Here is a 17024-nt window from a genome sequence, read left to right on the forward strand (position 1 = left end):
GCCCTGGGCGTCGAGGATGCGGCTCAGGTCGAGTCGCGTCGTACCAGTTCCGTCGGCAGGATCACCGCCGCCGGCTCCTCGCCCCCTATCTGCGCGAGCAGGACGCGGACCATCTCGGTGCTGATGCGGTCGTACGGCTGCCGGATGGTGGTGAGGGCGGGGGTCGCCGAGATCGCGGCGGTGGAGTCGTCGAAGCCACCGACCGAGACGTCCTCCGGGACCCGGCGGCCCGCCTTGTGCAGAGCGGTCAGTGCGCCTTGTGCCATCAGGTCGGAGGCGACGAAGACGGCGTCCATGTCCGGGGCACGCTCAAGGAGCTGCTCGGCGCCCGCCTCACCGCTGGCCCGGCTGTAGTCGCCGGAGGCGATCAACCGGTCGTCGGCCTCGATGCCCGCCTCGGCGAGCACCTCCCGGTAGCCCGCGAGCCGCTCGACACCGCCCGGGGTGTCGAGCGGACCGGTGACCATCCCGATGCGGCGACGGCCCAGGGAGACCAGGTGCTTGACCATGTCCCGGGCGCCGTCGCGGTCGTCCGCGGCGACGTAACTCACCTTGGAGCCCAGCCCGATGGGCTTGCCGCAGGCGACCAGCGGGACGCCCGCCTCGCGCAGCTGCTCGGCGACCGGATCGCCGGAGTGGCTGGAGACCAGCAGTACTCCGTCGACATGGCCCGCGGTGATGTACCGCGTGATGCGCCGCCGCTCGTCCTCGGTGCCGGCGAGCATGAGCAGGAGGGGAATGTCGTGCGCGGCGAGTGCTTGTGTGCAGCCGCGCAGCAGGACGTTGAAGTTCGGGTCCTCGAAGAACCTCTCCTGCGGCTCGGTGAGCAGGAAGCCGATCGAGTCGGAGCGGCCGGTGATCAGCGAGCGGGCGTGCCGGTTCACGACGTAGCCCGTTCTGCGGATGGCGGCGTTGACCGCCTCCTGCGCCGCCGGGCTCACGTAGTGCCCGCCGTTGAGTACCCGCGACACCGTGCCCCGGGACACGCCCGCCTCCCGCGCGACGTCATGGATCGTCGGCGGTCTACGCCGGCCCCCCGCGTTGGTCATGGTCACGACTTTACGGCTCCCGAGAGCAGATCGAGGCTCCAGAACCGCTGGATGACCAGGAAGAGGGCGATGAGCGGAACGATCGCGAGCAGCGCCCCGGTGATCACCAGCGTGTACAGCGCCGGGGTGTTGGAGCCCTGTTCGAGGAGCGTGAACAGACCCAGCGTGATCGGGAACTTCTCGTCGTCGCTGAGCATGATGTACGGCAACAGGAAGTTGTTCCACACGGCGACGAACTGGAAGAGGAACACCGTCACCAGTCCGGGCACCATCATCGGCAGCGCGATCCGGGTGAAGATCCGCCACTCGCTCGCCCCGTCCATCCGCCCGGCCTCGACCACGTCACCGGGCACGGCCGCCGAGGAGTAGATCCGGGCGAGGTAGACGCCGTACGGGGAGAGGACGAGGGGCAGCAGCACGGACGCGTACGAGTCCGTGAGGTCCGCCTTGGCCAGCAGCAGGTACTGCGGGATCGCCAGGATCACCGGCGGCATGAGCACGCCCGCCATCAGGACGCCGAAGACGGTTTCGCGGCCCCGGAAGCGGTAGATCGCGAGGGCGTAGCCGCTGAGCGCCGAGACGGCCGTCGACAGGAGGGCGCCGAGGCCCGCGTAGAGGGCGGAGTTGCCCATCCACTTCCAGTAGATCCCGTCGCGGTAGGCGTTGAGGTCCTTGACGTTCTGCGTGAAGCCGGAGCCCGGCAGGAAGGTGAAGGTCGAGAACAGCTCACGGCCCGACTTGGTGGCCGCGATCAGCACCCATGCGACGGGCAGCAGGCAGTAGAGCGCGCCGAGCAGCAGCGTCAGGGTGGGCACGAAGGCGATACGGCGGCGCAGGGGCGGGCCCTGGGCGGTGCCCGGGGTGGTTCCCGCGGCCGGTGCGGCCTTGCGTACGGCAAGAGAACTCATCGTGCTTCCTCCTGCTTGTTACGGGAGTTCGCGGCCCGCAGGAAGCCGAAGGACAGGACGAGGGTGACGACGGCGATGATCGCCGCCTCCGCGGCGGCCGAGTAGATGTCGCCCTTGCGGAAGGCGTCCTGGTACACCTTCATCAGCGGACTCCAGGTCGTGGAGACGGAGTTGGTGAGGGGTTTGAGGGTGGTCGGCTCGCTGAACACCTGGAGTGTCGCGATGATCGAGAAGAAGAAGGTGAGCACCAGTGAGGGCGCCACCATCGGGATCTTGATCTTCAGCGCGATCTGCAGGGGCGTGGCGCCGTCCAGCTTCGCCGCCTCGTACACCTCGGCCGGGATGGCCTGCAGCGAGGTGTAGATGACGATCATGTTGAAGCCGGTGCCGCCCCAGACCGCGATGTTGGACAGCGCGAGATACAGCGGGCCGCCGTCCAGCAGGTTCGGCTGCGGCATCCCCAGCTTGTCGAGGACGAAGTAGAAGGGGCTGACGTCGGGGAGGTACAGGAAGCCCCACAGCAGCGCGGCGACGACGCCGGGAATGGCGTACGGCAGGAAGATCGCGAGCCGGGTGAAGGGGGCCAGGCGCACCTTGTCCGTGTCGAGCATCAGCGCGAACAGCAGCGCGAGGCCCAGCATCACCGGGATCACGATGGCGCCGTAGCCCACCACGCGCACCGCGCCGCTCAGCAGCTCGGAGTCGGAGAGGGCGTCCTTGTAGTTCTCCAGCCCCGCCCAGACTTCCTTGCGGGCGCCCGAGCCCAGGCCCAGGCCCTTGACCTGCACCTTGTGCAGGCTCAGCCAGAGCGCGTAGCCGATGGGCAGCGCGAAGAAGAGGGCGAAGAGGATCGTCGCGGGGAGGAGGAAAGCGTACGGGGCCCCCTTGACCCCGTACGACTTCCGACGTGCCGTCGTCACTGAGCGACCCCGAAGCCCTGCTTCTTGAGGTCGGCCACCGTGGCGTCCTGCATCTTCTTCAGGGCGGCCCCGAAGTCCGACTTGTCCTTGGCGGCGGCGCCGAAGGCGTCGTTGAAGGTCGTGTAGGCGACGTTCACGTTCGGGCCCCAGGCGGAGGGCGCGGTGGTCTTGGCGATCTCCGCGGCCTTCGGGTAGAAGTCCGCCTGGTTGGAGAAGAACGCCGGCGGCTGGGAGAAGGCGTCACTGGTCTGCGCGGTGGTGGCGGCCGGGTAGATGCCGCCCTCCTTCGCCAGCGCGGCCACCGCCTGCGGGTCCGTGTTCAGCCAGGTGGCGAACTTCGCGGCGGCCGCCTTGTGCTTCGAGTCCGTGGTGACGGCCGTCGAGGAGCCGCCCCAGCTGCCGGTGACGTCCGTGCTGCCGTCCCACTGCGGCAGCGGGGCCATCGCCCACTTGCCCTTGGTGTCGGGGGCAGCGGTGGTGAGGGTGCCCGGCGCCCAGACCGCGCTGACCCAGGCGATCTGCTTGCCGGTGTTCAGGGCCTTGTTCCAGGACGGCGTGTACATCGGCTGGTTGTCGATCGCGCCCTCCTTGACGAGGCCGCCCCAGAAGTCGGCGACCTTCTGCGTCGCCGCGTCGTCGATGCCGACCTTCCACTTGTCCCCCGAGGCGGTCCACCACTTGGCGCCCGCCTGCTGGGCGAGACCCGCGAAAAGGCCGGAGTCGTTGGCGGAGAAGGTGGTCAGGTCCTTGTCCGGGGCCTTCTTCTTCAGCGCGCGGGCGGTCTCGGCGAACTGCTCCCAGGTCGTGGGAACCGTCAGGCCGTACTTCTTGAAGAGGTCCTGGCGGTAGTAGAACATCATCGGGCCGATGTCCTGCGGGATCGCGTACACGGAGTCCGAGCCCAGGGTCGTCTGCTGCCAGACACCGTCGGCGAACTTGCTCTTCGCGTCCTTCGACTCGTCCGCTATGTCGGCGAGCGCGTCATTGCTGACCAGGGTCGGCAGCGCCTGGTACTCGGCCTGGACCAGGTCCGGAGCCTTCTTCGCCTTGTGCGCGGTGAGGATCTTGGTGACCAGCGTGTCGCCAGACGCCTGCTTCTTCACCGTGACCGTGATCTTCTGCTGCTTGCCCGGCCCCTTGTTCCAGAGGTCGGCCACCTTGTCCATGCCCGGAGCCCAGGACCAGTACGTCAGGGACGCCGGTCCCGATTCGGACGAGCTCTTGTCGTCCGACGAGCCGCAGGCGGCGAGTGCGGTGCCGCCGAGCGTGACGGCGATGGAGGTGGCCACGAGGCGACGCAGCTTCGTGTTTGGCATGGATCTTTCTCCCCTGACCTGGGTCCCCGCCTGCTGCGGCGACCGTGCCATGCTTCTGTGAGCGTTCACAGTAGAGAAACATCCTGGACACTTGTCAATGGTTGTTGCTGTGCGGTTATGTTGGGCTCGCGCCGCTGATCGAGTGTGTGCACGTTCCCAAATGATCGATTAAACGGGAGAAGATCCATGCCGGAGACCACACCCAAGGGCCTCACCGGGCTCGCCTTCGGTGGGGACTACAACCCCGAGCAGTGGCCGGAAAGCGTCTGGCACGCGGACGTCCGGCTGATGCGCGAGGCGGGGGTCACGATGGTGAGCGTCGGGATCTTCTCCTGGGCGCTGCTCGAACCCGCCCGGGGGACTCACGACTTCGGCTGGCTGGACCGACTGCTCGACCTGCTGCACGAGAACGGCATCCGCGCCGACCTCGGCACCCCGACCGTCGCGCCGCCCGCCTGGTTCTACCGCGAGCACCCCGAGGCACTGCCGGTGGCCGCCGACGGCACCCGCTACGAGTTCGGCTCGCGCGGCGCCATCTGCCACAGCAACAGCGACTACCGCGCCGCCGCGGCGAGCATCACCACCGAACTCGCCACCCGGTACGCCGACCACCCCGCGCTCGCCCTGTGGCACGTCCACAACGAGTACGGCGTCCCCGTCTCGGCCTGCTACTGCGCGTCCTGCGCCGCCCACTTCCGCCGCTGGCTGGCCCGCACGTACGGGACCGTGGACGCGGTCAACGAGGCCTGGGGCACCGCCTTCTGGGGCCAGCGCTACGCGGACTTCGAGCAGATCAACCCGCCGCGCGTGACCCCCACGGTCGGCAACCCGGCCCAGGCCCTGGACTACAAGCGCTTCGCCGACGAGACCATGCGCGAGAACTTCGTCGCCGAGCGGGACATCCTGCACCGCCTCGCCCCCGGCATCCCGGTCACCACGAACTTCATGACGGCCCTCAGCCAGTGCGACTCCGTCGACTACTGGGCCTGGGGCCGCGAGGTCGACCTCGTCACCAACGACCATTACCTGATCACCGACGGCCGCCGCACCCACGTCAACCTCGCGATGGCCGCCGACCTCACCCGCTCCGTGGCGGACGGCGCCCCCTGGCTGCTGCTCGAACACTCCACGTCCGGCGTCAACTGGCAGCCACGCAACCCGGCGAAGGCCCCGGGGCAGATGGCCCGCAACTCCCTCGCGCACGTGGCGCGCGGCTCCGAGGGCGCCATGTTCTTCCAGTGGCGGCAGTCCCGGCGCGGTGCCGAGAAGTTCCACTCGGCGATGCTGCCGCACGCCGGCACCGACTCCCGGGTCTGGCGCGAGGTCGTCGAACTCGGCGCGTCCGTGGAGTCGCTGACCTCGGTCAAGGGCAGCCGCACCGTCGCCGACGCCGCCGTGCTGTGGGACTGGCACTCCTGGTGGGCGCAGACCCTCGACTGGCGCCCCAGCGAGGACCACGACCCGCGCGAGCGCGCCGACGCGTTCTACGAGGCGCTCTACGACCGCCATCTCACGGTCGACTTCGCCCACCCGGAAGCCGACTTGTCGGCCTATCCCCTTGTCGTCGTCCCCGCCCTCTACCTGATGACCGAGGCCGCCGGGAACAACCTCAGGGAGTACGTCGGACAGGGCGGCACCCTCGTCGTCTCGTACTTCTCCGGCATCGTCGACGAGCACGACGCCGTGCACGAGGGCGCCTACCCCGGCGCGCTGCGGGACGTGCTCGGTCTGACCGTCGAGGAGTTCTCACCGCTCCTGAAGGACGACCGGGTCCGGATCACCGGCCGCGACGGCTCCGAGCTCACCGGGGACGTCTGGACCGAGTTCGTGGTGCCGCACGGTGCCGAGACCGTGTGGACGTACGCCGACGGACTCACCGCGGGCCGGCCGGCCGTCACCCGCCACCGCCTCGGCGAGGGCTCCGCCTGGTACGTCTCCACCCGTCTCGGCGCCCAGGGCCTGGACGCACTCATCGGCTGGGCGTCCGACGACGCGGGGATCGCGCCGCGCGCCGACCTGCCCCGCGATGTCGAAGTGGTGCGTCGCAGCGGTGAGTCGGGCACCTTCCTGTTCGCGATCAACCACACCTCGTCGGACGCCAAGGTGCCGCTGGAAGCGGCCGGCACCGAGCTGCTGACGGGCGAACGCACCGCGGGCCGCCTCGTGCTGCCCGCGGGGGCGGTCCGGGTCGTACGGCTCGACGGCTGAGCCGACCGCCGTCCTCGTCGTACGACTCCACGCCACACCCGACCGCCACCGGGTCCCAGGACCCCGCGGCCGAGCCGAACTCCCCTCCGCCCGTGAGTGCCACGAGAGCCGCGGGCGGAGGGGCCGCCCCCCCCAGAGCCACTTTGGGGGCACCCCCATTCCCATCACGTCGAAGGGACGACGGACGAAGATGTTCCATCCCAGACGCACACTCAGGACCCTGCTGCTGCCGCTCGCGGCCGGGCTGGCCCTCACCGCCCTGCCCGCGCAGACGGCGCAGGCGGCGAGCACCCTCACCAACGCCGGATTCGAGGCCGACGGCGCCGGCACGGCCACGCCCGCCGGCTGGTCGGAGTACGGCGACACCGGCGCCTCCTACGTGGAGGCCGGGGGCCACAGCGGTGGTTACCGCCTCACGCAGTACTCCTCCGCCGCCTACAAGGTGGAGACGTATCAGTACCTCTCGGGACTGACCAACGGGAACTACCGGCTCACCGCCTGGGTGCGCTCGGGCGGCGGCCAGAACTCCGCCTACCTCGCGCTGAAGAACTGCGGCGGCACCGAGCAGCGCACCGACCTGCCGGTCTCCAGCAGCGGATGGATACACCTCGTCGTCCCCGTCTCGGTGACCGGCAACCAGTGCACGATCAGCATCAACTCCGATGCCAACGCGGGCAACTGGATCAACGTCGATGACCTGACGTTCACCGCCGGCAGCGCCACCGGGCTGTCCGTCAAGGGCTCCGACATCTCCTCCCTCGCCAAGAGCGAGGCCCTCGGCGGCGTCTACAGGACCAGCTCCGGCACCACCGGTGACGCGCTCGCCATCCTCAAGTCCGCCGGTATGAACTACGCGCGCCTGAAGGTCTGGGTCAACCCCGCCGACGGCTACAACAACAAGACGCGCGTCCTGGCGATGGCCAAGCGCATCAAGGCGCAGGGCATGAAGCTCCTGGTCGACTTCCACTACTCGGACACCTGGGCCGACCCCGGCGCCCAGACCAAGCCGGCCGCCTGGGCGGGCCACTCCTACAGCCAGCTGAAGACGGACGTCTACAACCACACGTACGACGTCCTCAACGCGCTGAAGGCGCAGGGCACCACCGCCGACATGGTCCAGGTCGGCAACGAGATCAACGGCGGCATGCTGTGGTCCGAGGGCTCCACCGACAACTGGTCGCAGCTCGCCGGGCTCCTCAACTCCGGCTACGACGCCGTCAAGGCCGTGAGCTCGTCGACGACCGTCGCGCTGCACCTCGCCAAGGGCGGCGACCTGTCCGGCACCCGCTGGTGGTTCGACAACGCGGTCTCCAACGGCGTGAAGTTCGACGCCATCGGCCTGTCCTACTACGGCTACTGGCACGGCCCGCTCTCCGACTTCCAGACGACCCTGGACGACGCGGCCGCGCGCTACGGCAAGCCGGTGTTCCTGGCCGAGACGGCCTACCCCTTCCGTCTCGACAGCGACGACTCGCTCGTCAACCAGATCGACACGACCGGTGAGCTGGTCTCCGGCTACCCGGCCACCACCGCCGGGCAGTCCGCGTGGCTGCGGGACGTGATGAACGTCGTGGAGGCCGTCCCGAACGGCCGCGGCCTCGGTGTCTTCTACTGGGAGGCCACCTGGACCGCCGTCACGGGCAACGGCTGGGACCCGGCCGACGCCACGTCCGGCAACGGCTGGGAGAACCAGGCGCTGTTCGGCTTCGACGACAAGGCGCTGCCCGCCATGTCGCAGTTCGGCCACCGCTGATCAGTCACCGTCGATGACATGAGGGCCCGGCCGCCGAGGCGGCCGGGCCCTTGTGGTGTCCCAGGGACCTCCGGGCCACGCGAAGGCCTGCAAGCCCCGTGCGGGCCGCCCCGGGCTGCGAGACAGTGGTCACACAGCGCCACCATCGCGAAGGGCAGGGGGACAAGATGCTGAGGGTTCCCGTCGGCGGGCGACGCCTGGACATCCTGGAGTGGCTGCGGGACCCCGCCGCGCACTTTCCGCCCGAGCGCCACGGCTCTCTCGTCGACGGCGTCGACGCGGCCGCCCTCGCCACCAAGCTCGGCGTGAGCCACGCCGTCGCCCGCACCCACCTCGATCTCCTCGTCGGGGTCGGGCTCCTGCGCGCGAGAAGGATCGGGCGGCGCACGTTCTACCACCGTGACGAGTACCGCATCGCCGAGGTCCGCTCCCTGTTCGAGAAGGGCTGGTAGGGCGGGGAGGGAAGTGGGGGGAGGGGCGGGGAGGGAAGCGGGGGAGGGGCGGTGGGGGTGCCGCGTGCCTCGGTCGCGTGTGCGAGGGCGGCGGCGTCGGCGTTACGCTGTTCAGCGGCCGCGATCATGTGACGCGGCGCGGCGGTGGGGCCCGCCGTACCCGAACCGCGGCGCGGATGCCGCCAACGGTCCCTACTTGCGATGAGGGGTGCCTGGTCGCCCAGGCCCGGCGAGTAGGAGACGTACGTCATGACAGTCCCGCATCCCGAGCGCGTCGACGAGCCGGGTGCCCCCGCACGGCCGACCCCGCGCCCCGCGTCCCCCTGGCACGGCCAGGCCCCGGTCGTGGCGATGGTCTCGCTCGGCGGAGCCATCGGCGCCACCGCCCGGTACGGGGCCGCGCGGCTGTGGCCCGTGGAGACCGGCGGTTTCCCCTGGACCACGTTCTGGGTCAACGTCATCGGCTGTGCGGTGATCGGCGTCTTCATGGTCGTCATCACCGATGTGTGGGCGGCCCACCGACTCGTGCGGCCCTTCTTCGGCACCGGCGTGCTGGGAGGGTTCACCACCTTTTCGACGTACGCCGTGGACATCCGGAAACTGGTCGACTCGGGACACCCCGGAACCGCCCTCGCCTATCTCGCCGCGACCCTGTGCGCGGCGCTCACGGCGGTATGGCTCGCCGTGACCGCGACCCGCCGCGCCCTCGTACGGAGGCGGCGATGACACGGCTGACGGGCAGCGCGCTACGCGTGACGATCTTCATCGGCGAGAACGACGTCTGGCACCACAGACCGCTGTACACGGAGATCGTGCACCGCGCCCACGCGGCGGGCCTGGCCGGCGCCGGCGTCTTCCGTGGTATCGAGGGCTTCGGCGCCTCCTCGCTGATCCACACCTCACGGCTGCTGTCGCTGAGCGAGGACCTGCCGGTGGCGATCGTGATCGTGGACACCGAAGAGCGCGTCCGTGCCTTCCTGCCCCAGCTCGACGAACTCGTCGGCGAGGGGCTGGTGATCCTCGACGACTGCGAGGTCGTCCGGTATGCGGGACGTGACACCGAATCCGGCAAAACGGGCAAGAAAGGTAAGAGATAGTTGTGAACTGGCTGCTGGTGATCGTCGGCGGAATGATCGGCGCGCCCCTGCGCTATCTGACCGACCGTGCGGTGCAGACCAGGCACGACACCGTCTTCCCCTGGGGTACCTTCGCGGTCAACGTCGTCGGCTGTCTGATTCTCGGCCTGCTGACCGGCGCGGTCGCCGCGGGGGCCGCGGGCTCCCACCTTCAGCTGTTCCTCGGGACCGGCCTGTGCGGGGCGCTGACCACGTACTCGACGTTCTCGTACGAGACACTACGGCTGACCGAGACCGGCGCGGGGTTCTACGCTGCGGCCAACGTGCTCGTGAGCGTGACGGCCGGGCTCGGCGCGGCGTTCGCGGGTGTCTCGTTCGCCCAGGCGTTGTGGGCCTAGGCGCCGGACGTCACTCACGCATAGTAAGACTGTCTACAGCACTGTCGACCAACCCTCCTCACCACCAGCCCCTCAGACCTAGAACTGGATCCTATGAGCGTCATCAACGTCGGTCAGGCCGTCGTCCTCGGAGTCGTCGAGGGAGTGACCGAGTTCCTCCCCGTCTCCTCCACCGGCCACCTCAAGATCACCGAGGGGCTGATGAACATCCCGGTCGACGACAAGGCCGTCGTCGGGTTCTCAGCGGTCATCCAGGTCGGCGCGATCGCCGCCGTACTGGTGTACTTCTTCAAGGACATCGTGCGGATCGTCTCGGCGTGGGGCCGGGGGCTGCGCAATCCCGAGGAGCGGCAGCACCACGACTACAAGTTCGCGTGGTGGGTCATCTACGCCACCATCCCGATCGTGATCGTCGGCCTTGCCGCCAAGCCGCTCATCGACGGACCGCTCGCCTCCCTGTGGGTGGTCGCGGGCTCGCTGATCGTCGGCAGTGGTGTGATGTGGGCGGCGGACCAGATGGGACGCCACAAGCGCGGTGAGGACGACACGTCCTTCAAGGACGCGATGCTGGTCGGTTGTTCGCAGATCCTGGCGCTGCTCTTCCCGGGCTTCTCGCGCTCCGGCGCCACGATGTCGACCGCGCTGATCCTGGACCTGGACCGGGTCGCCGCCACCCGGCTCTCCTTCTTCCTCGGCATCCCCGCCCTCACCGGCGCCGGTCTGTACGAGCTGAAGGACGCCCTGGGCACGGGGGTGGGCGCCGCGCCGCTCGCGGTCGGCACGATCGTCTCCTTCGTCGTCGCCTACGGGTCGATCGCCTGGCTGCTGAAGTTCGTCGCCAAGCACTCCTTCAACGCCTTCGTGATCTACCGGATCGTGATCGGCCTGGCGCTGTTCGGGCTGCTGGCGAGCGGGACCCTCGCCGGCTGATCGCGGAAACAGCAGCTCACAGGGGGTGCGAAGCCGGTTTACAGGCTTCGCACCCCCTGAATGTTTCTTTTCACTCCCCTTGACAGCCCCCTCTTGTCACCCGCAGGATCACCTCCGTGAACCTGTCAGACAGCCAGACAGGTGGATCGGTACCGCGGCGCGTCAGCGCCATGGAAGCGGTGCTCACCCACCTTCGCAGCGCCATCGAGCGCGGCGAATACGCCATCGGTGACAAACTCCCCTCCGAGGCCGAGCTGTGCCGCCGCCTGGAGGTCAGCCGGCCGGTGCTCCGCGAGGCGCTGCGGGCCCTGCAGGTGATGGGCCTGACCGTGTCCCGTACGGGCAAGGGCACTTTCGTGATCGCCAACACGGTCGAGGACCCCACCTTCGGCGACTACGCGGCGAGCGACCTGCTCGAGGTGCGCCGCCACGTCGAGATCCCGGTCGCCGGTTACGCGGCGGTGCGCCGCACCCCGGAGAACCTCGACCACCTGGCCCATCTGCTGGACCGGATGGAGCGGGAGACCGACACCACGGCGTGGGTCGCGATGGACACGATCTTCCACATCGCGGTCGCCGAGGCCTCGCAGAACCCGGTCTTCCGCAGGGTGATCGAAGAGATCCGGGACGCGCTGGCCCGCCAGTCCGCCTTCCTCAACGAGCTCGGCGGGCGGCGCGAACAGTCCAACCGTGAGCACCGGGCGATCGTCGAAGCGCTGATCGACGGCAGTGAACACGACGCGGTGGAGGCGATGTCCCATCACCTCGACCGCGTGGAGACCACCCTCACCGACATCGTGCGCCCCGCGCGTACGGACATCCCCACGGAAGGCGGACCCGAGGCGTGAGCGAGCAGTCCCTCACAGACGAGGCCACATCGGCCGGCAAACCGGCCGCGCACGTCGACGCCGGAGACGCGGGTTACAGCAAGTCGCTGAAGTCCCGGCACGTCAACATGATCGCCATCGGGGGTGCCATCGGCACCGGCCTCTTCCTCGGCGCGGGCGGCCGGCTCGCCGACGCCGGCCCCTCCCTCTTCGTCGCGTACGCGGTGTGCGGCGCCTTCGCCTTCCTCGTCGTGCGCGCGCTCGGCGAACTCGTCCTGTACCGGCCGTCCTCCGGCGCCTTCGTGTCGTACGCCCGGGAGTTCCTGGGGGAGAAGGGCGCCTATGTCGCCGGCTGGATGTACTTCCTGAACTGGGCCACCACCGGTATCGCCGACATCACCGCCGTGGCCGTCTACACCCACTACTGGGGCATGTTCTCCGACATCCCGCAGTGGGTGATCGCGCTCGTCGCGCTCGCCGTCGTCCTTACGGTGAACCTGATATCCGTACGCATGTTCGGCGAACTGGAGTTCTGGTTCGCGATCATCAAGGTGAGCGCGCTCGTCGTCTTCATGCTCATCGGCATCTTCCTGCTGGTCACCCAGCACCCCGTCGACGGCACCACCCCCGGCCCGTCCCTGATCACCGACAACGGCGGAATCTTCCCCAACGGCCTGCTGCCGATGCTGCTGATCATCCAGGGCGTCGTCTTCGCCTACGCCTCCGTCGAGCTGGTCGGTGTCGCGGCGGGCGAGACGGAGAACCCCGAGAAGATCATGCCGAAGGCGATCAACTCGATCATGTGGCGTGTCGGCCTGTTCTACGTCGGCTCGGTCGTCCTGCTCTCGATGCTGCTGCCCTGGAACAAGTACAGCGCGGGCCAGAGCCCCTTCGTGACCGTCCTGTCGAACATCGGCATCCCGGCGGCGGGCGGCGTGATGAACCTGGTCGTGCTCACCGCGGCCATGTCGTCCCTCAACTCCGGCCTCTACTCCACCGGCCGCATCCTGCGCTCCATGGCGATGTCGGGCTCCGCTCCCAGGTTCACCGGAGTGATGAGCCGCAGCCAGGTCCCGTACGGCGGCATCCTGCTCACCAGCGGGATCTGCGTCCTCGGCGTCGGCCTCAACTTCGTGGTCCCCGCCGACGCCTTCGAGATCGTCCTGAACTTCGCCGCCATCGGCATCCTCGCCACCTGGGGCATGATCATGCTCTGCCATGTGCTGTTCTGGCGGAAGACCCAGCGCGGCGAGCTGACCAGGCCGAGCTACCGCCTGCCCGGCTCGCCGTGGACCGAGATCGTGACGATCGGCTTCCTCGTCTCCGTCCTCGTCCTGATGTACGCCGACGGGGGAGCGGGGCGCACCACCGTGCTGTGTCTGCCGCTGATCGCCGTGGCGCTCGTCGCCGGATGGTACGGGGTGCGCCGCCGGGTCTCCGGCATCCGTGACGGAGTGGACGCGTGAGCTCGAGCATGACGTACGCCGCCTCGATCGCCGCCGCTCCGCTGATCCGCGAACCCCTGCACGCCCCCGTCGCCCAGCTCGTCCGCGGTGGAGTCGTCGAAGGCATCCACTACGGCTCGGTGGTCGTACTGGCCGCCGACGGCGGCGTCGACCTCCAGATCGGGGACATCGAGGCCGCGTTCCACCCGCGCTCGGCGCTCAAGCCCGTCCAGGCGGTGGCGATGCTGCGGGCGGGACTGCCGCTGGACGGCGAGCTGCTCTCGCTGGCCGCGGCCAGTCACTCCGGCGAGGAACGGCACCTGGCCGGGACCCGGCGGATCCTGGAACTGGCCGGAGTCACCGAGGACGACCTGCGCAACGTGCCCGACCTGCCGTACGACCCGGTCGTGCGGGACGTCTGGATCCGCGAGGGTCGGCTGCCGTCCCGGCTCGCACAGAACTGCTCCGGCAAACACGCCGCCATGCTGATGACCGCCCGGCTCAACGGCTGGTCCCTCGACGACTACCTCGACCCGGTCCACCCCCTCCAGCAGGCCATCGCGGAGATCGTCGAGGACCTCACCGGGCAGGCGATCGCCCGGGTCACCGTCGACGGTTGCGGCGCGCCCCTCTTCTCCGTCTCGCTGCACGGGCTCGCCCGCGCCGCCGCCCGGATCACCACCGCACCGGCCGGCACCCCCGAGGCGCGGGTCGCCGACGCGATGCGCGAGCACGCCGAGATGGCGTCCGGCTCCGGCCGCGATGTCGCGGCGCTGATGCGGGCCGTGCCGGGGCTGCTCACGAAGGACGGCTTCGAGGGCGTCCAGATGGCCGCGCTGCCGGACGGCCGGGCCGTCGCCGTGAAGATCGCCGACGGTGCGGACCGGGCGCGTGGGCCGGTGGCCGCGGCGGCGCTCGTGCGCGCCGGGGTCGATCCGGCGTTGCTCGCGGAGTTCGGCTCTGTGCCGTTGCTCGGGGGCGGTGCCGTTGTGGGCGGGCTGCGCCCGGCCCGGGTGCTTGATCCGCTCTCGGGCTGAGCGGCGTGCGACCAGGTCGTGGGGGTGCGTCGCCGGTGCGGGTCCGTCGTGGCTGGTCGCGCAGTTCCCCGCGCCCCTTGGGTTCGTGGGGGCCGGCCTCTTGCAGCGGGTGCGGGGCCGTCGTGGCTGGTCGCGCAGTTCCTCGCGCCCCTTAGGTTCGTGCGCCTCAGGGCTGGATCAGTGACTCGCCCCTGACCGGCCAGCCCGTACCCCTCACCCAATCCACCCTCACCCCTCCGAAAGAGGACCGCTCAGTCATGACCGTCGCCGTAGCGCACCGCAGTGAACACGATCTGCTCGGGGACCGTGACGTCCCGGCCGAGGCGTACTGGGGCATCCACTCCCTGCGCGCCACCGAGAACTTCCCCATCACGGGAACGTCGATCTCCGCCTACCCGCATCTGATCGAGGCCCTGGCCGCCGTCAAGGAGGCCGCCGCCCGTGCCAACGAGGAACTCGGCCTGCTCGAACCGGAGAAGGCCATGGCCATCGTCGCGGCCTGCCGGGAGATCCGCGCCGGCAAGCTGCACGACCAGTTCGTGGTCGACGTCATCCAGGGCGGCGCCGGCACCTCGACGAACATGAACGCCAACGAGGTCGTCGCCAACCGGGCGTTGGAGCTCCTCGGCCGCGCCAAGGGCGAATACCAGTACCTGCACCCCAACGAGGACGTCAACCTCGGCCAGTCGACCAACGACGTCTACCCCACCGCGGTCAAGGTCGCCACCGTCTTCGCGGTGCGCGAGCTGCTCAAGGCGATGGCCGTGCTCCAGGACGCGTTCGCCGCCAAGGCCTTCGAGTTCCGCGACGTGCTGAAGATGGGGCGTACCCAACTCCAGGACGCGGTGCCGATGACCCTCGGGCAGGAGTTCTCGGCGTACGCGGTGATGCTCGACGAGGACCGCAGCAGGCTCGCCGAGGCCGTCGAGCTGATCCACGAGATCAACCTCGGCGCCACGGCCATCGGCACCGGCCTCAACGCCCCCGCCGGATACGCGGAATCCGCCCGTCGCCACCTCGCCGCGATCACCGGGCTGCCCCTGGTCACCGCCGCCAACCTGGTCGAGGCCACCCAGGACTGCGGCGCCTTCGTCCAGATGTCCGGTGTGCTCAAGCGGATCGCTGTGAAGCTGTCGAAGAGCTGCAACGACCTGCGGCTGCTGTCCTCCGGGCCGCGCGCCGGCCTCAACGAGATCAACCTGCCGCCGGTGCAGGCCGGTTCGAGCATCATGCCCGGCAAGGTCAACCCGGTGATCCCCGAGGTCGTCAACCAGGTCGCCTTCGAGGTCATCGGCAACGACGTCACCATCACCATGGCCGCGGAAGCGGGGCAGCTCCAGCTCAACGCCTTCGAGCCGATCATCCTGCACTCCCTGTCCGAGAGCATCACCCACCTGCGCACCGCCTGCCTGACCCTCGCCGAGCGCTGCGTCACCGGGATCACCGCCAACACGGAGGCGCTGCGCGCCGCGGTCGAGAACTCGATCGGCCTGGTGACCGCCCTGAACCCGCACATCGGATACACGGCCGCCACCGACATCGCCAAGGAGGCCCTCGCCACCGGGCGCGGCGTCGCCGAACTCGTCCTGGAGAAGGGCCTGTTGCCCGCCGAGCGGCTGGCGGCGCTGCTGCGGCCCGAGGTGATCGCGGGCAGCGGCACCCCGCAGGCGGTGTGACCCGATGCGCACCAGGACCGGTCCGGCGGCACAATGGTGATCATGGCTGTGTCTTCGTCGTATCCGTCGTCCCCGACCTTCCAGCCGGTCCTGGAGCGCATCGCCACCGAGATCGGGCAGACACCCGGCCGCGGCCGGCCCGCCGACTACATCCCGGCGCTGGCCGCCTGCGACCCCCGGCGCTTCGGCATGGCCGTGGCCGAGCTCGACGGCACGGTGTACGGCGTGGGGGACTGGCGGCAGCCGTTCTCCACCCAGTCCATCACCAAGGTCTTCACCCTCGCCCTCGACCTGGCCCGTGAGGGCGACGAACTGTGGGAACACGTCGGCCGCGAGCCCTCCGGCAACCCCTTCAACTCGCTGGTGCAGCTGGAGTACGAGAACGGCATCCCGCGCAATCCGTTCATCAACGCGGGCGCCCTGGTCGTCACCGACCGGCTCCAGACCCGTACCGGAGACGCGGCCGGCACCCTGCTGGCCTTCCTCCGTGCGGAGAGCGGCAACGCCGAGCTCACCTTCGACAAGGAGGTGGCCGCCTCCGAGGCCACCCGCGGTGACCGCAACGCGGCCCTCGCCCACTTCATGGCCTCGTACGGCAACATCGACAACCCGGTACCGGTCCTCCTCGAGCAGTACTTCCGCCAGTGCTCGATCGAGGCGTCCTGCGCCGACCTCGCCCTCGCCACGGGCTTCCTGGCCCGGCACGGCCTGCGCGCCGACGGCTCCCGACTGCTCACCCAGAGCCAGGCCAAGCAGGTCAACGCCGTCATGCTGACCTGCGGCACGTACGACGCGGCGGGCGAATTCGCCTACCGCGTCGGCCTCCCCGGCAAGAGCGGCGTCGGCGGCGGCATCATCGCGGTGGTCCCCGGCCGCTGCACCCTGTGCGTCTGGAGCCCCGGTCTGGACGAGCGGGGCAACTCGGTGGCGGGCGTGGCGGCCCTGGACCGCTTCACGACACTGACGGGCGTGTCGGTGTTCTGAGTCCGTACGGGCGGGGTTCACCCCATCCCGGCTCGGTAGAGCGCC

General features: G+C 69.6%; 16 protein-coding genes. 12 read left to right on the plus strand and 4 right to left on the minus strand.

What is annotated here, in order from left to right; all coding sequences use genetic code 11:
- Positions 1 to 23: 23 nt before the first annotated feature.
- From AQJ27_RS25485 to AQJ27_RS25500, 4 genes are read right to left on the minus strand one after another with little or no spacing between them, the layout of a single operon-like run.
- Positions 24 to 1055: a LacI family DNA-binding transcriptional regulator gene (locus tag AQJ27_RS25485; protein WP_067373207.1), complete on the minus strand. Its 1032-nt coding sequence runs from the start codon at positions 1053 to 1055 to the stop codon at positions 24 to 26.
- Positions 1052 to 1957, minus strand: coding sequence for a carbohydrate ABC transporter permease (locus AQJ27_RS25490; protein WP_067373210.1), 906 nt, complete (start codon positions 1955 to 1957; stop codon positions 1052 to 1054). Before AQJ27_RS25490 ends, AQJ27_RS25485 begins: the two co-directional genes overlap by 4 nt.
- Positions 1954 to 2877, minus strand: coding sequence for a carbohydrate ABC transporter permease (locus AQJ27_RS25495; protein ID WP_067373213.1), 924 nt, complete (start codon positions 2875 to 2877; stop codon positions 1954 to 1956). Before AQJ27_RS25495 ends, AQJ27_RS25490 begins: the two co-directional genes overlap by 4 nt.
- Positions 2874 to 4193, minus strand: a complete 1320-nt coding sequence (locus tag AQJ27_RS25500; protein ID WP_067373216.1) for an ABC transporter substrate-binding protein — start codon at positions 4191 to 4193, stop codon at positions 2874 to 2876. The genes AQJ27_RS25495 and AQJ27_RS25500 overlap by 4 nt, the downstream gene beginning before the upstream one ends.
- Positions 4194 to 4379: 186 nt before the next feature.
- Here AQJ27_RS25500 and AQJ27_RS25505 point away from each other — a divergent pair, with 186 nt between their 5' ends.
- From AQJ27_RS25505 to AQJ27_RS25560, 12 genes are all read left to right on the plus strand, one after another.
- The gene (locus tag AQJ27_RS25505) at positions 4380 to 6401 is read left to right on the plus strand and encodes a beta-galactosidase (protein WP_067373219.1); all 2022 of its coding nucleotides are present in this window, start codon (positions 4380 to 4382) and stop codon (positions 6399 to 6401) included.
- Positions 6402 to 6591: 190 nt separating this feature from the next.
- Positions 6592 to 8154, plus strand: a complete 1563-nt coding sequence (locus AQJ27_RS25510) for a glycosyl hydrolase 53 family protein (RefSeq protein WP_067373222.1) — start codon at positions 6592 to 6594, stop codon at positions 8152 to 8154.
- Between the two features lie 167 nt (positions 8155 to 8321).
- Positions 8322 to 8606 (plus strand): ArsR family transcriptional regulator, encoded by a 285-nt coding sequence (locus AQJ27_RS25515; protein WP_067373563.1) that lies wholly within the window; start codon positions 8322 to 8324, stop codon positions 8604 to 8606.
- A 249-nt stretch (positions 8607 to 8855) separates the two neighbouring features.
- Positions 8856 to 9332, plus strand: coding sequence for a fluoride efflux transporter CrcB (gene crcB, locus AQJ27_RS25520; protein ID WP_067373226.1), 477 nt, complete (start codon positions 8856 to 8858; stop codon positions 9330 to 9332).
- Positions 9329 to 9703 carry a DUF190 domain-containing protein gene (locus tag AQJ27_RS25525; RefSeq protein WP_067373229.1) on the plus strand — a complete coding sequence of 125 codons (375 nt, stop codon included), beginning with the start codon at positions 9329 to 9331 and terminating at the stop codon, positions 9701 to 9703. The genes crcB (AQJ27_RS25520) and AQJ27_RS25525 overlap by 4 nt, the downstream gene beginning before the upstream one ends.
- A 2-nt stretch (positions 9704 to 9705) precedes the next feature.
- The gene (gene crcB, locus AQJ27_RS25530; RefSeq protein ID WP_067373232.1) at positions 9706 to 10080 is read left to right on the plus strand and encodes a fluoride efflux transporter CrcB; all 375 of its coding nucleotides are present in this window, start codon (positions 9706 to 9708) and stop codon (positions 10078 to 10080) included.
- Between the two features lie 93 nt (positions 10081 to 10173).
- Positions 10174 to 11010, plus strand: coding sequence for an undecaprenyl-diphosphate phosphatase (locus AQJ27_RS25535; protein WP_067373235.1), 837 nt, complete (start codon positions 10174 to 10176; stop codon positions 11008 to 11010).
- Positions 11011 to 11126: 116 nt separating this feature from the next.
- The gene (locus tag AQJ27_RS25540) at positions 11127 to 11858 is read left to right on the plus strand and encodes a FadR/GntR family transcriptional regulator (RefSeq protein WP_079065243.1); all 732 of its coding nucleotides are present in this window, start codon (positions 11127 to 11129) and stop codon (positions 11856 to 11858) included.
- Positions 11855 to 13303, plus strand: coding sequence for an amino acid permease (locus AQJ27_RS25545; protein ID WP_067373241.1), 1449 nt, complete (start codon positions 11855 to 11857; stop codon positions 13301 to 13303). Before AQJ27_RS25540 ends, AQJ27_RS25545 begins: the two co-directional genes overlap by 4 nt.
- An 8-nt stretch (positions 13304 to 13311) precedes the next feature.
- A complete protein-coding gene (locus AQJ27_RS25550; RefSeq protein WP_067373565.1) occupies positions 13312 to 14319 on the plus strand; it encodes an asparaginase in 1008 nt (335 codons plus the stop codon).
- Between the two features lie 257 nt (positions 14320 to 14576).
- On the plus strand, positions 14577 to 15995 hold the full coding sequence (aspA, locus tag AQJ27_RS25555; RefSeq protein ID WP_067373243.1) for an aspartate ammonia-lyase: 1419 nt from the start codon (positions 14577 to 14579) through the stop codon (positions 15993 to 15995).
- Between the two features lie 33 nt (positions 15996 to 16028).
- Entirely contained in the window at positions 16029 to 16979 is a 951-nt protein-coding gene (locus tag AQJ27_RS25560; protein ID WP_067373248.1) for a glutaminase, read from the plus strand.
- Positions 16980 to 17024: the final 45 nt, after the last annotated feature.

Origin of the sequence: Streptomyces olivochromogenes (assembly GCF_001514115.1) — a bacterium.
Taxonomy (GTDB): domain Bacteria; phylum Actinomycetota; class Actinomycetes; order Streptomycetales; family Streptomycetaceae; genus Streptomyces; species Streptomyces olivochromogenes.

Excerpts from the sequence above, each read along its gene's own strand:
- AQJ27_RS25490 (WP_067373210.1), bottom strand. The coding sequence starts at position 1,957 with ATGAGTTCTCTTGCCGTACGCAAGGCCGCACCGGCCGCGGGAACCACC.
- AQJ27_RS25500 (WP_067373216.1), bottom strand. The coding sequence starts at position 4,193 with ATGCCAAACACGAAGCTGCGTCGCCTCGTGGCCACCTCCATCGCCGTC.
- AQJ27_RS25505 (WP_067373219.1), top strand. The coding sequence starts at position 4,380 with ATGCCGGAGACCACACCCAAGGGCCTCACCGGGCTCGCCTTCGGTGGG.
- AQJ27_RS25510 (WP_067373222.1), top strand. The coding sequence starts at position 6,592 with ATGTTCCATCCCAGACGCACACTCAGGACCCTGCTGCTGCCGCTCGCG.
- AQJ27_RS25515 (WP_067373563.1), top strand. The coding sequence starts at position 8,322 with ATGCTGAGGGTTCCCGTCGGCGGGCGACGCCTGGACATCCTGGAGTGG.
- crcB (WP_067373226.1), top strand. The coding sequence starts at position 8,856 with ATGACAGTCCCGCATCCCGAGCGCGTCGACGAGCCGGGTGCCCCCGCA.
- AQJ27_RS25525 (WP_067373229.1), top strand. The coding sequence starts at position 9,329 with ATGACACGGCTGACGGGCAGCGCGCTACGCGTGACGATCTTCATCGGC.
- AQJ27_RS25535 (WP_067373235.1), top strand. The coding sequence starts at position 10,174 with ATGAGCGTCATCAACGTCGGTCAGGCCGTCGTCCTCGGAGTCGTCGAG.
- AQJ27_RS25550 (WP_067373565.1), top strand. The coding sequence starts at position 13,312 with ATGACGTACGCCGCCTCGATCGCCGCCGCTCCGCTGATCCGCGAACCC.
- aspA (WP_067373243.1), top strand. The coding sequence starts at position 14,577 with ATGACCGTCGCCGTAGCGCACCGCAGTGAACACGATCTGCTCGGGGAC.
- AQJ27_RS25560 (WP_067373248.1), top strand. The coding sequence starts at position 16,029 with ATGGTGATCATGGCTGTGTCTTCGTCGTATCCGTCGTCCCCGACCTTC.